9 protein-coding genes are annotated in these 13493 nt (G+C 70.7%); 4 read left to right on the top strand and 5 right to left on the bottom strand.

Annotated features, from left to right (window positions below):
- Window positions 1-249 precede the first annotated feature (249 nt).
- Window positions 250-1404, top strand: a complete 1155-nt coding sequence (gene alc, locus DY245_RS36750; RefSeq protein WP_128511436.1) for an allantoicase — start codon at window positions 250-252, stop codon at window positions 1402-1404.
- A 115-nt stretch (window positions 1405-1519) separates the two neighbouring features.
- Here the strand turns inward: alc and pepN (DY245_RS36745) are convergent, their stop codons facing one another.
- Entirely contained in the window at window positions 1520-4084 is a 2565-nt protein-coding gene (gene pepN / locus DY245_RS36745) for an aminopeptidase N (RefSeq protein WP_128511435.1), read from the bottom strand.
- Between the two features lie 164 nt (window positions 4085-4248).
- Here pepN (DY245_RS36745) and DY245_RS36740 point away from each other — a divergent pair, with 164 nt between their 5' ends.
- Window positions 4249-4785 carry a DUF1203 domain-containing protein gene (locus DY245_RS36740; RefSeq protein ID WP_128511434.1) on the top strand — a complete coding sequence of 179 codons (537 nt, stop codon included), beginning with the start codon at window positions 4249-4251 and terminating at the stop codon, window positions 4783-4785.
- A 97-nt stretch (window positions 4786-4882) separates the two neighbouring features.
- Here DY245_RS36740 and DY245_RS36735 read toward each other — a convergent pair whose 3' ends face one another.
- Window positions 4883-5914, bottom strand: coding sequence for an aspartate-semialdehyde dehydrogenase (locus tag DY245_RS36735; RefSeq protein ID WP_128511433.1), 1032 nt, complete (start codon window positions 5912-5914; stop codon window positions 4883-4885).
- A 394-nt stretch (window positions 5915-6308) separates the two neighbouring features.
- Between DY245_RS36735 and DY245_RS36730 the strand changes: the two genes are divergently transcribed.
- Complete coding sequence (locus DY245_RS36730) at window positions 6309-8054, top strand: TIGR03767 family metallophosphoesterase (RefSeq protein WP_128511432.1); 1746 nt, start codon at window positions 6309-6311, stop codon at window positions 8052-8054.
- A 19-nt stretch (window positions 8055-8073) separates the two neighbouring features.
- On the opposite strand, the gene DY245_RS36725 is transcribed toward DY245_RS36730, so the two are convergent.
- Window positions 8074-9096, bottom strand: coding sequence for a hypothetical protein (locus DY245_RS36725; protein WP_128511431.1), 1023 nt, complete (start codon window positions 9094-9096; stop codon window positions 8074-8076).
- Window positions 9097-9220: 124 nt separating this feature from the next.
- Window positions 9221-11824, bottom strand: a complete 2604-nt coding sequence (gene pepN / locus DY245_RS36720) for an aminopeptidase N (RefSeq protein WP_128511430.1) — start codon at window positions 11822-11824, stop codon at window positions 9221-9223.
- A 131-nt stretch (window positions 11825-11955) separates the two neighbouring features.
- Here pepN (DY245_RS36720) and DY245_RS36715 point away from each other — a divergent pair, with 131 nt between their 5' ends.
- Window positions 11956-12591 (top strand): mycothiol-dependent nitroreductase Rv2466c family protein, encoded by a 636-nt coding sequence (locus DY245_RS36715; protein WP_128511429.1) that lies wholly within the window; start codon window positions 11956-11958, stop codon window positions 12589-12591.
- Window positions 12592-12711: 120 nt separating this feature from the next.
- Here DY245_RS36715 and DY245_RS36710 read toward each other — a convergent pair whose 3' ends face one another.
- Window positions 12712-13353, bottom strand: coding sequence for a superoxide dismutase (locus DY245_RS36710; RefSeq protein WP_128511428.1), 642 nt, complete (start codon window positions 13351-13353; stop codon window positions 12712-12714).
- Between the last annotated feature and the right edge of the window lie 140 nt (window positions 13354-13493).

Below are 13493 nucleotides of genomic sequence, written 5' to 3'. Positions count from 1 at the left end.
CGCGCTGCGGGTGCTGCACGCCGACCAGCCGCGCCGCCATGTGGTGGCGGCCGCCCGGCGCGGCTCCGAAGGCGCACCGGGCCTGGCCCGGGTGCTGGCGGCGCTCCGGCAGGCGGCGGCCGCCCAGGCCCAAGGGGACCCAACTGTTCAGCCCAGCTGAACATAACCCTCAAGAACTTTCGATGGACCTGTGGGGTGGTCCGCTGCGACCGTGGAGCGGTCCGCAACCCGCTCCTTCGAAAGGCAACGATGACCACCACCCCGGCCGCCGACCCCACTGATCCGCACGCCAACGACGCCAACCCGTACGGTGGCGGAGACCCCTACGCCGACTACCGCGGCGGGGACTTCCCCTTCACCTCGCTCGTCGATCTCGCCGACCGCCGCTTCGGCGCCGGTGTGATCGCCGCGAACGACGAGTTCTTCGCCGAGCGCGAGAACCTGCTGAAGCCCACTCCGGCGGTCTTCGACCCGGAGCACTTCGGCCACAAGGGCAAGATCATGGACGGCTGGGAGACCCGGCGCCGCCGCGGCGCCGACGGGGAGCACCCCTTCCCGACCGACGACGAGCACGACTGGGCGCTGATCCGCCTCGCCGCCCCCGGCGTGATCCGCGGCGTCATCGTCGACACCGCCCACTTCCGCGGCAACTACCCGCAGCAGGTCACCGTCGAGGCCACCGCGCTGCCCGGCAGCCCCGGCCCCGAGGACCTGCTCGCCGACGACGTGAAGTGGGAGGAGCTGGTCCCGCGCACACCCGTCCGCGGTCACGCCGCCAACGGCTTCGAGGTCACCGCCGAGCGCCGCTTCACCCACCTCCGCCTCAAGCAGCACCCCGACGGCGGCATAGCCCGCCTCCGGGTCTACGGCGAGGTCGTGCCGGACCCGGAGTGGCTGGACGTGCTCGGCACCCTCGACCTGGCCTCCGTCATGCACGGCGGCACCGTCGAGGACGCCTCCGACCGCTTTTACTCCTCGCCCACCCAGATCATCCAGCCCGATCTGTCCCGCAAGATGGACGACGGCTGGGAGAACCGCCGCCGCCGGGTCAAGGGCACCCACGACTGGGTGCGCTTCCGCCTCGCCGCGCAGGGCGAGATCCGCGCGGTGGAGATCGACACCGCCTACCTCAAGGGCAACTCCGCGGGCTGGGCCGCGCTGCACGGCTGCGACGCGGCCGCCGGTGACCCCGCCGACGACGCCTCGTGGTTCGAGATCCTGCCGCGGACGAAGCTGCAGCCCGACACCCCGCACCGTTTCGTGCTGCCGCGCAGGGTCACCGCCACACACGTCTGGCTGGACGTCTTCCCGGACGGCGGCCTCGCCCGGATGCGCCTGCACGGCGACCTCACCGAGGCCGGCCGCGCCGAGCTCGTCCGCCGCTTCGACGCACTCAACGGCTGAGCGGACGTCACCATCTGCCGTGGCGGCGGAATCAAATCCCGCCGCCACGGCGAGCAACCCACATGGCGAGGGTCCGGCGGCATCTGCGACGCGCGGATCCCCAACGTGGGGGCGCTTAAACAGCCGCGTCGGCCGCCTGTGCCTTCAGCGCCCGCTCGATGCCCGCCCGCGACTCGGTGACCAGGCGGCGCAGTGCCGCGCTCGGCTCGGCCGAGGACAGCCAGGCGTCCGTGGCGTCCAGCGTCTCCTGCGAGACCTGCAGCGCCGGGTAGAGGCCCACCGCGATCTGCTGCGCCATCTCATGGCTGCGGGACTCCCAGATGCCCTTCACCGCGTCGAAGTACTTCGCGGTGTACGGCGCCAGCAGCTCACGCTGATCGGTCTGCACAAAGCCGCCGATGACGGCGTCCTGGAGGGAGTTCGGGAGCTTGTCGGACTCGACGACAGAGGCCCAGGCCTCGGCCTTCGCCTCCGGGGTCGGACGTGCCGCGCGGGCGGTTGCCGCATGCCGCTCGCCCGCCGAGGTCTTGTCCCGCTCCAGCTCCGCCGCGACGGCCTTCTCGTCCGCCCGGCCGGTCGCGGCCAGCCGCTCCAGCAGCGACCAGCGCAGCTCGGTGTCCACGACGAGCCCGGAGATCTCCTCCGTACCGTCCAACAGGCCCTGCAGCAGATCCAGTTGTGCGTCCGTACGGGCCGAGGCGGCGAACGCCCGGGCCCACGCCAGCTGGTGGTCGCTGCCCGGCTCGGCCGCCCGCAGGTGCTCCAGCGCCGCCTCGGTCCACGTCGCAAGACCGGTGTCGCGCCACTCCGGTGCCGCGTACAGATCCAGCGCCAGCTTCACCTGGCGGTGCAGCGACTGGACCACACCGATGTCCGTCTCCTTGCCGATACCCGACAGCACCAGCGACAGATAGTCGCGGGTGGCCAGTTCGGCGTCGCGCGTCATGTCCCAGGCCGACGCCCACGACAGCGCGCGCGGCAGCGACTCGGTGAAGTCCCCGAGGTGCTCGGTGACGACCTTCAGCGACTCCTCGTCCAGCCGGACCTTCGCGTACGACAGATCGTCGTCGTTGAGCAGGAACACGGCCGGGCGCGGGGTGTCCTTCGGGAACGGCACCTCGGTGCGCTCACCGTCCACATCCAGCTCGATCCGGCTGGTGCGGACGAGCTTGCCGTCCTTGAGGTCGTAGCAGCCGATCGCGATGCGGTGCGGGCGTAGCACCGGCTCGCCCGTGGCGCCGGCCGGCAGCGCGGGCGCCTCCTGGCGCACCGCGAACGAGGTGACCGAGCCCTTCGCGTCCACCTCGATCTCCGGCCGCAGAATGTTGATCCCGGCCGTCTCCAGCCACTTCTTCGACCAGGTCTTCAGATCGCGGCCACTGGTCTCCTCCAGCGCGCCGAGCAGGTCCGACAGCCGGGTGTTGCCGTAGGCGTGCGCCTTGAAGTACGCCTGTACGCCCTTGAAGAACTCCTCCATGCCGACGTACGCGACCAGCTGCTTGAGCACCGAGGCGCCCTTGGCGTACGTGATGCCGTCGAAGTTGACCAGCACATCGTCGAGATCACGGATCTCGGCCATGATCGGGTGCGTGGACGGCAGCTGATCCTGCCGGTACGCCCAGGTCTTCATGGAGTTGGCGAACGTCGTCCAGGAGTGCGGCCACTTCGATCCCGGGGCGTAGGCCTGGCAGGCGATCGAGGTGTAGGTGGCGAACGACTCGTTCAGCCACAGGTCGTTCCACCACTCCATGGTGACCAGGTCACCGAACCACATGTGCGCCAGCTCGTGCAGGATCGTCTCCGCGCGCACCTCGTACGCCGCGTCCGTCACCTTCGAGCGGAAGACGTACTGGTCGCGGATGGTCACCGCGCCCGCGTTCTCCATCGCACCGGCGTTGAACTCGGGGACGAAGAGCTGGTCGTACTTCGCGAACGGGTAGTCGTAGTCGAACTTCTCCTGGAACCAGTCGAAGCCCTGCCGGGTGACCTCGAAGATCGCGTCCGCGTCCAGGTGCTCGGCCAGCGACGGCCGGCAGTAGATGCCCAGCGGCACCGACCGCCCGTCCTTCTCGTACGTGCTGTGCACGCTGTGGTACGGCCCGACGATCAGCGCGGTGACATAGGTCGAGAGCCGCGGCGTCGGCTCGAAGCGCCACACGTTCCCGCTCGGCTCCGGCGTCGGGGAGTTGGAGATCACCGTCCAGCCCTCGGGGGCCTTCACGGTGAACTGGAACGTCGCCTTCAGGTCCGGCTGCTCGAAGGACGCGAACACCCGCCGGGCATCCGGCACCTCGAACTGGGTGTAGAGATACGCCTGCTGGTCCACCGGGTCGACGAACCGGTGCAGCCCCTCACCCGTGTTGGTGTACGCGCAGTCCGCGACGACCGTCAGCTCATTACGCCCGGCCCGCAGCCCCGGCAGCGCGATCCGCGAGTCCTTGAACACCTCGCCCGGATCCAGCGCCTCGCCGTTGAGCACGACCTCGTGCACGGCCGGCGCGACCAGGTCGATGAACGAGTCCGCGCCCGCCTCGGCGGCCTCGAACCGCACCGTCGTCGCGGACCGGTACGTACCGCCCTCCTGCGCACCGGAGAGGTCGAGATCGATCTCATACGCGTCCACGGTCAGCAGTCGCGCCCTCTGCTGCGCCTCGTCGCGGGTCAGATTCGTGCCAGGCACCCGTTCATCTCCTTCGCATGCGTCTCGCATCGGACTCTTCGGCCATCCTTCCACGGTGACCCGGCCCGATGGAGGCTGGTGTTCATGCCCGGGTGCCCGATATCCGGAATGCAACGTCCGATTTCCGCCGGTGGACGGGCCGGTGCGGGGCCGACGCTGGGGGGATGACGAAGCAGACCGCGAAGTACACCCCCCGCCCCATCGGGGCCACCGCCCTCAAGGAGCTCCGCGCGGCCGACGACGCGGGCCGGCCCGTCCTGCCGTTCACCGCCCACGAGGACGGCACCCCCGTGGAGTGCGTCGGCAGTCCGCTGCGCTGCTGTCTGCGGGCCATCGAGCCCGGTGAGCGGGTCGCGCTCGTCGCGTATGCGCCGCTGCGCCGCTGGGCGGACGAGACGGGGGCGGACCCCGGGGCGTACGACGAGCAGGGGCCGGTGTTCCTCCATGCCGAGGAGTGCGACGGGCCGGCCGCCGCCACCGGCGCGGGGTACCCGTTCGCACGGCCGGGGGCGCTGCGCACCCTGCGCCGCTACAACGCCGAGGGGCAGATCGTCGGCGGCCGGTACTTCGAGATCCCCGAGGACGCCGGGGCCGGATTCGACGCGGCCTTCGACGAGGCGTTCGCCGACCCCGAGGTGGTGCTGGTGCACGTACGGGCGCTGGAGTACGGCTGCTTCCAGTTCGAGGTGCGGCGGGCCTGACCCGCGCAGCCCCACAAAACCCGCGCAGCCCCACAAACGGCGGGTGCCCGTACGGAGGAAGCCTCCGTACGGGCACCCGGGCGGTGCGTGGCGCGGATCAGCCGCGCAGCTCCGCCGCGACCAGCTCCGCGATCTGGACGGCGTTCAGCGCCGCGCCCTTGCGGAGGTTGTCGTTGGAGACGAACAGCGCCAGGCCGTGCTCGACGGTCTCGTCCTGGCGGATGCGGCCCACGAAGGACGCGTCCTGGCCGGCGGCCTGGAGCGGGGTGGGCACCTCGGAGAGGGTGACGCCGGGGGCGCCGGCCAGCAGCTCCTGGGCGCGGGCGGCGGTGATCGGACGCGCGAAGCGGGCGTTGATCTGCAGCGAGTGGCCGCTGAAGACCGGGACGCGGACGCAGGTGCCGGACACCTTCAGCTCCGGGATCTCCAGGATCTTGCGGCTCTCGTGGCGGAGCTTCTGCTCCTCGTCGGTCTCGCCCAGACCGTCGTCGACGATCGAGCCGGCCATCGGCAGCACATTGAAGGCGATCGGGCGGACGTACTTGTCCGGAGCGGGGAACTCCACGGCCGAGCCGTCGTGGGTCAGCTTGGTGGCGTCCTGCTCGACGGCCTTGCGGACCTGGCCGTCCAGCTCCTCCACACCGGCCAGGCCGCTGCCGGAGACCGCCTGGTAGGTGGCGACGACCAGCGAGACCAGACCGGCCTCGTCGTGCAGCGGGCGCAGCACCGGCATCGCGGCCATGGTCGTGCAGTTCGGGTTGGCGATGATGCCCTTGGGCCGGTCCGTGATGGCCTGCGGGTTGACCTCGGAGACGACCAGCGGGACCTCGGGGTCACGGCGCCAGGCCGAGGAGTTGTCGATCACGACGGGGCCCGCGCTCGCGACCTTCTCCGCCAGCGCCTTGGACGTCGAGCCGCCGGCCGAGAAGATGACGATGTCCAGCGCCGAGTAGTCGGCGGTGGCCGCGTCCTCGACCGTGATCTCGGTGTCCTGCCACGGCAGCGTACGTCCGGCGGACCGGGCCGAAGCGAACAGCCGCAGCTGCTCGACCGGGAAGTTGCGCTCGGCGAGAATGCCCCGCACCACGCCGCCGACCTGTCCGGTGGCTCCGACGATTCCGATCCTCATGGGACTCCTTCTTTCCGGCCTGACATGGGTGTCTGCTTCGGAACACCTGCTCAGTAGTGCCTCCATCATGTGTGTGACACCCGTCGCCTTGTCCAATCAGTTCCAATACGTGGCGGGTCGACGGGCCGGACGGCGACGGAGCGTGCCGACACCCTCACGGTAGGTGCGCCCGTGCGGTGGGGATACCCCGTGGAGTGAACACCCGGTGACCGCCGGCCGCACCCTCGGGCAGCACTCCGTGACCGCCCGGTGGCCGGCAGATCCCTGTGCGGTGATGGGCCCGCTGCGTTGCGGTGGCGTTCACGCGCAGGTCATCCCCGATGCCAACGATCCCAGGTGACAGGGCAGTTGTGCTGCCCGGCCGCCTTCGCGTTCGCACTCGGGGAGCCCGCGTATGTCCCGTATACGGTCCGCCGCCACTCTCGACCGCCGTACGTTCCTCACCGCCACCGGAGCCGTCGGTGCCGCCACCGGGCTCGGGCTCGCCTTCGGCATCGGCCCCGACCGGGCGGCCCAGGCCGCCACCGTCACCCCGGGCCCGGCCCCGGCCGCGCCGGTACCGGTCGACGCCCCCGCCGTGCCCCGCGCGCCGTACGCCACGGGCACCACCCTCGGCGGCGTGGCCACCCCGCGCGGCAGCGGAGGCTACCGCCGGCTCGCCGACGGCCCCGCCTGGGACCGGGTGGTACGCGCCGAGCTGGCCGCGGCCCACGGCGGACGCGACCGGCGGCGTACCGCGCTGGCGTCGTTCGTGCAGTTCACCGACCTGCACCTGGTCGATGTGCAGAGCCCGCTGCGCTACGAATATCTGCGCGCCGAGACCGCCAGCGCCTGGCGGCCGCAGGAGGCGCTCTCCGTCGCCGGGGTCGTCTCGCTGATCGAGCGGGTCAACGCGCTGCCCGGCGGGCCCGCCACCGGAGCCCCGCTGTCCTTCGTGATGACCACCGGCGACAACACCGACAACAACTCCAAGCTGGAGCTCCAGTGGTTCCTGACCGCGATGAGCGGCGGGCGGATCACTCCCAATTCCGGCGACCCGCGCCGCTACGAAGGCGTCCAGGACAGCGGGCTGAAGCTGTACTGGCAGCCGGACAGCGCACTGCGCGACGCCGACAAGAAGCTGGGCTTCCCGCAGCTGCACGGGTTCCTGGACGCCGCGATCCGCACCGTCCACAGCCCGGGGCTGCGGCTGCCCTGGTATTCGACGGTCGGTAACCACGACTCGCTGCCCGGCGGCTGCTACGCCCCCGGCGACCCCTTCTGGACCGAGCTCGCCACCGGCGGCCGCAAGCTGGAGACGCTGCCCGCCGCCGAGGCCGCGAAGGTGTGGAAGGCGGTCAAGGACGGCCTCGACCCCAAGGGGGAGGACTTCAAGCGGCTGGTGAAGTCCCACGCCAGGCAGGCCAGGGCGGTCACCCCCGACGAGCGGCGCGCTCCCTTCACCCGCGCCGAATATCTGCGCGCCCATCTCGACCCGGCGCACACCGGCCCCGGCCCGCACGGCCACGGCTACACCGCGGCCCATCTCGCCGAGGACCGCCTCTACTACACCTTCAAGGTCTCCGACGACGTCCTCGGCATCAGCCTGGACACCACCGACCCCGGCGGCCACTACACCGGCTCGGTCGGTGACGCCCAACTGCGCTGGCTGGAACGGACGTTGAAGGCGAACGAGAAGGGCGACCGGTTGCATGTGCTGGTCTTCAGCCACCACACCAGCAAGACGATGAACAACACCCGGCCCGACCCGGCCCGCCCGCACGAGAAGCGGCACGGCGGTGCGGAGCTGGTCGAGCTGCTGGCCGCCCACCCCCGCGTCGTCGGCTGGATCAACGGCCACAGCCACAAGAACGACATCACTGCGCACGGCAGCTTCTGGGAGGTCTCCACCGCCTCGCACATAGACTTCCCGCAGCTGGCCCGGGTCATCGAGCTGGTGGACAACCACGACGGCACGCTGTCGCTGTTCACCACCCTGGTCGAGTCGGCCGCCCCGCACCGCACGGACTTCACCGACCTCTCGCAGACCGGGCTGGCCGCCCTCTACCGCGAGCTGTCCTTCAACGCCCCCGAGGCCCGTACGGACCTGGCGGGCACGGCCCGGGACCGCAACGTCGAGCTGCTGCTCAAGCGGCGCTGACGGCCGGGGGCCGGGGCCGCTAACGGGGCAGTACCACCACATAGGTGCTCGGCCCCCGGTCCGGCGCCGCCATCAGGGCCGTACGCACCACCGCGGCCTGCTGCTCCGGCACCTCACGCAGGGTGCGCGGCAGAGCGCGGACGACGGTGATGCCGAGCCGCTCCAGATGCTCGCGCTTGTGGTCGAACGCCGAGTGCAGCGGGTCCTCCTCGGGGCGCGGCGCCCGGGTGTCGATCTCCACGGCCACCCCGTACTCCGGCCAGAAGGCGTCCACACCGCCCAGGTGCGGGCCGCCCGGCAGCCGCAGATCGACGTTCCACAGCGGTTCGGGCAGGCCGTGCTCGCACACCATCGCGTACAGCCGCTGCTCGGCCAGCGCCCGGCCCTCGGCCAGCAGGGTCTCGACCGCGTCCACCACATGCGGCCGGGTCAGCAGCCGGGCCCGGCTCAGCTCCCGGACCACCGTGGGTGCCTCGCAGTGCCCGCTGCGTACCGCCTCGGTCAGCAGCCGGCGCACCGTGGAGGCGTCGGTCAGGACGCCGATCGCGTCGGCCAGCGCGCGCGGCACCGGCGCGGTCGGCACCCCGGTGATCTCCTGCGACGCGGGCAGCTCGGCCGCCCGGACGATCCGCGCGAAACCGGTCGAGCGCAGCCGCCGGGTACGGGCGACCAGTACCTCGATGCGGTCCAGGGCGAGCAGCGGGGGCGCCTCGTTGAAGCCGTGCAGCGCGAGCGCCGCCAGGCCGGTGATCATCGCCTCGGGGGTGCCGTCGGACGGACTGCCCTGGCGGGGCACGGTAGGCCCCCGATGACTGGCGTACAGCAGCACCGCATGCAGCCGTTCCTCGCTGGTGGGCGGCCCCGGGTGCAGCAGATAGATGCCCGGGAGCACCTGCTGCCAGCTGCCGCCGGGGCGGCAGCGTTCGGTGGTCTCGGCCGCCGGGACGCCGTGCTCACGCAGCTGACGGGTGGTCAGCACCCGGCGGTGGCTGTCGGAGAGGTGCTGGAGGGGGAGGGGGGAGAGCGGGGTGTCGTGGTTCATGTCTGCCCGATTCCCGCGCCCGCTCCACCCCCTAACCGTTGTTACACGCCCGTACCACAAACCGGACAACCCTGTACTAAAGTACGGGCGTTCGACTGCCGAAAAGGGCTGCTCGCGCCGGAGGTTACGGCCTTCGCCCGGCCGCCTCGTCACAAGCCTGTGCGCGCAGCGCCCGGGCCAGATCGTCCCGCTCCTCCAGCACCATCCGGCGCAGCGCGGGCGCCGCCTGGGCGTGCTCGTCCAGCCAGTTGTCCGCGGCGTCCAGCGTGGACCGCTCCACCAGCCAGCCGGGGAACAGCCCGCGCACCACATCCATCGCGATCTCGATGGAGCGCTCCTGCCACACCCGCTCGATCACCGCGAAGTAGCGCGGTGCGTACGGGGCCAGCAGCTCCCGCTGCCCGAGCTGCACGAACCCGCTGATCGTCGCCTCCACCAGGGCGTTGGAGAGCGCATCGGACTCCACGACATCCGCCCATGCCTGCGCCTTGACCTCGGCGGACGGGCGGGCGGCCAGACAGCGCACCTGGTGGCGCTTGCCGGAAGCGGTGTCGTCACGGGCCAGCTCCGCGGCGATGGTGGCCTCGTCCGCGACGCCGTGCCCGGCCAGCGGCTCCAGGAACGCCCAGCGCAGCTCCTGGTCCACCTCCAGCCCGTCGATCTTCGCCGTACCCTCCAGCAGGCCCTTGAGCAGCTGGAGATCGGCGGCGGTGGTGGCGACGGCGGCGAAGTGCCGGGCCCAGGTGAGCTGGTGGCCGCTGCCGGGCTCGGCCAGCCGCAGCTCGCGCAGCGCGCCCTCGGCCAGCTCGCGGGCGGCGATCTCCCGGCGGTCCGGCGCGGTGTAGTGCTCCAGCGCCGTCTGGGCCTGGCCGTGCAGCGACTGCAGAACGCCGATCTCGGTCTCCCGGCCGGCGAACCGCCGCACCAGATCGAGGTAGTCGCGGGCCGGCATCAGCCCGTCGCGGGTCAGCCCCCACAGCGCCGCCCAGCACAGTGCCCGCGCCATCGGGTCGGTCAGATCGTCGAGACGGGCCCGCAGGGTGGCCAGCGAACCCTCGTCGAAGCGGACCTTGCAGTACGTCAGATCGTCGTCGTTGACCAGGATCAGCTCGGGCCGCTCCAGACCGGCCAGCTCCGGCACGGCCGTCCGCGGCCCGGCGACATCCACCTCGGCGCGGGCGTAGCGCACCAGCGCGGAGTCCCCGTTCGCGGAGAACGGGGTCTGCCGCCGGTAGAGGCCCACCGCGACCCGGTGCGGCCGCAGCTCCGGATGGGCGGGCGCCGCCTCCTGGAGGATGCTCAGCTCGGTGATCCGGTCGTGTGCGTCATAAGTGACCTGGGGGGTCAGGGAGTTGACGCCCGCCGTCTCCAGCCAGGACCGCGACCACGCCGCCATGTCCCGGCCGGACGTCTCCTCCAGCACCGCCAGCAGATCCGTCAGCCGGGTGTTGCCGTAGGCATGCCGCTTGAAGTAGCGCCGCGCGCCCTCCAGGAACGCGTCCTGCCCCACATAGGCCACCAGCTGCTTGAGCACCGCGGCGCCCTTGGCGTACGTGATGCCGTCGAAGTTGAGCTTGGCGTCCTCCAGGTCACGGATGTCGGCGGTGACCGGGTGGGTGGAGGGCAGCTGGTCGGCGCGGTAGGCCCAGGACTTGCGGCGGTTGGCGAAGGTGATCCAGCCGTCCCGGAAGCGCGTCGCCTCCACCTGCGCGAAGGCGCCCATGAAGTCCGCGTAGGACTCCTTGAGCCACAGGTCGTCCCACCACTGCATGGTGACCAGGTCGCCGAACCACATGTGCGCCATCTCGTGCAGGATGACGTTGGCCCGGCGCTCGTAGGACGCCTCGGTCACCTTGCCGCGGAAGATGAACTCCTCGCGGAAGGTGACACAGCCCGGGTTCTCCATCGCGCCGAGGTTGTACTCCGGCACGAACGCGGTGTCGTACTTCCCGAAGGGATACGGGAAGTCGAAGTGGTCGTGGAAGAAGTCCAGGCCCTGCTTGGTGACGGTGAAGATGTCGTCCGCGTCGAAGTGCTTCGCCAGGCCCTTGCGGCACAGCGCGCCCAGCGGGATCTCCAGCTCGGCGCCGTCCTCGAACGTCCGGCGGTAGACGTCGGACTCGAAGTGGTACGGGCCGGCGACCACGGCCGTGATGTACGTCGAGATCGGCTTGGTCGTCGCGAAGCGGTGCCGGCCGCCCTCGGCCGCGCCCTCCTGCGCGCCGTTGCTGAGCACCCGCCAGCCCTCGGGCGCGGTCACCTCGAAGGTGAACGGGGCCTTGAGGTCGGGCTGTTCGAAGTTGGCGAAAACCCTGCGGGAGTCGGCGGGTTCGTACTGGGTGTAGAGGTAGACCTCGCCGTCCTCGGGGTCCACGAAGCGGTGCAGGCCCTCGCCGGTCCGGCTGTAGGCGCACTGCGCATCGACGACGAGGGTGTTCTCGGCGGCCAGCTCGTCCAGGGCGATCCGGCTGCCGTCGAACACCACGGCGGGGTCGAGCTCCCGGCCGTTGAGGGTGACGGAGGTGACCGACGGTGCCAGCAGATCCGCGAAGGTCGAGGCACCGGGCTCGGTGCAGCGGAAGCGGAGGGTCGTACGGGACCGGAACGTGGCGGCGGTCGCCCCCTGGCCGACCGCTGAGCGGACATCGAGCGCCACGTCGTAGCCGTCGACGCTCAGCAGCCGGCCCCGCTCACGTGCCTCGTCCCGGGACAGATTCTCACCTGGCACGACGTGACTCCCTCGTCCTCGTCTCGAATATCGAACACGGGGAATCATGGCACGCCCCCCGACGGTTGAAGCTTCCACGGAACAGCCCTGTGTATCCCCACTCCGCAGCACCGCTTTCACGAGGAGACGACGTGTCCGAGACCGCGAAGACCCCGGCAGACTTCTGGTTCGACCCGCTGTGCCCCTGGGCCTGGATGACCTCCCGCTGGATGCTGGAGGTGGAAAAGGTCCGCCCGGTGGAGGTGCGCTGGCATGTGATGAGCCTGGCGGTACTGAACGAGGACCGGCTCGACGAGCTGCCCGAGGGGTACCGCGAGCTGCTGGCCACGGCCTGGGGCCCGGTGCGGGTGTGCATCGCCGCCGAGGAGCAGCACGGCAGCGAGGTGCTCGGCCCGCTCTACACCGCGCTCGGCACCCGCTTCCACAACCGCGGCCTGGAGCGCAGCCGCGAGACGATCGTGGACGCCCTCAAGGAGGCCGGCCTGCCCGCCGAGCTGGCGGACGCGGCGGATTCCGACGAGTACGACGCACAGCTGCGCGCCTCCCACAAGGAGGGCATCGAGCTGGTCGGCCAGGAGGTCGGCACCCCGGTCATCGCCGTCCCCGGCTCCGACGGCGACCAGATCGCCTTCTTCGGCCCGGTCGTCACCCCGGCTCCCAAGGGCGAAGAGGCCGCCAAGCTCTGGGACGGCACCCTGATGGTCGCCTCGATCCCGGGCTTCTACGAGATCAAGCGGACCCGGACGCAGGGCCCGATTTTCGACTGAGGTTTGTGTGCAGCCATGGGAGAGCCCCCGCACGTATCGGACGTGTGGGGGCTCTCCGTCATTCCGCCTGCCGGGTGAAGGGTGAGAAGACGATCACGAGGCAGGACGTCTGTAACGGTGTTACGGCGCCAGCAGCAAGTTGTTCGCGCGCTCCTGAGCGGAGCGGTACCGCTTGGCGACGTCCTGCCAGTTCACGACCTGCCACATGGCCTCGATGAAGTCCACCTTCTGGTTCTTGTACTGCAGGTAGAAGGCGTGCTCCCAGGCGTCGAAGACCAGGATCGGCACCGAGCCCTGACCGACATTGCCCTGGTGGTCGTAGATCTGCTCGACGATCAGCCGGCCGGTGACCGGCTCGTAGGCCAGCACGCCCCAGCCGGAGCCCTGGGTGGTGGCCGAGGCCTTGGTCAGCTGGGCCTTGAACTTCCCGAACGAGCCGAAGCTCTCGGCGATGGCGTCGGCCAGCTCGCCCACGCCGTCCTTCTCCAGCGGCTCGCCGCCGCCGTCGCCGGTCATGTTGTGCCAGTAGATGCTGTGCAGGATGTGGCCGGAGAGGTGGAACGCGAGGTTCTTCTCCAGGCCGTTGATGCTGCCCCACTGGTCCTTGTCGCGCGCCTCGGCGAGCTGCTCCAGGGTGTCGTTCGCGCCCTTCACGTACGCCGCGTGGTGCTTGTCGTGGTGCAGCTCGATGATCTCGGGGCTGATGACCGGGGCCAGCGCCGAGTAGTCGTACGGAAGTTCAGGAAGTGTGTAGGTGGCCATGCCGAGCCTCTCCAACTGCTTACGACTTCTTATTGCAACCCTTGTGCAGAAGCACGCTACCAGCAGCAGTGATCATCGACCCGTTACGGGCACCGGCCTGGTCCCAAAGAAGGAGGCGGGGCGGGACCTCGGAATGAGGT

The organism is Streptomyces inhibens (genome assembly GCF_003389455.1).
Lineage (GTDB): Bacteria > Actinomycetota > Actinomycetes > Streptomycetales > Streptomycetaceae > Streptomyces > Streptomyces inhibens.
The sequence above is the reverse complement of the archived record's forward strand: the minus strand, read 5'-3'. Positions and strand labels throughout refer to the sequence as shown.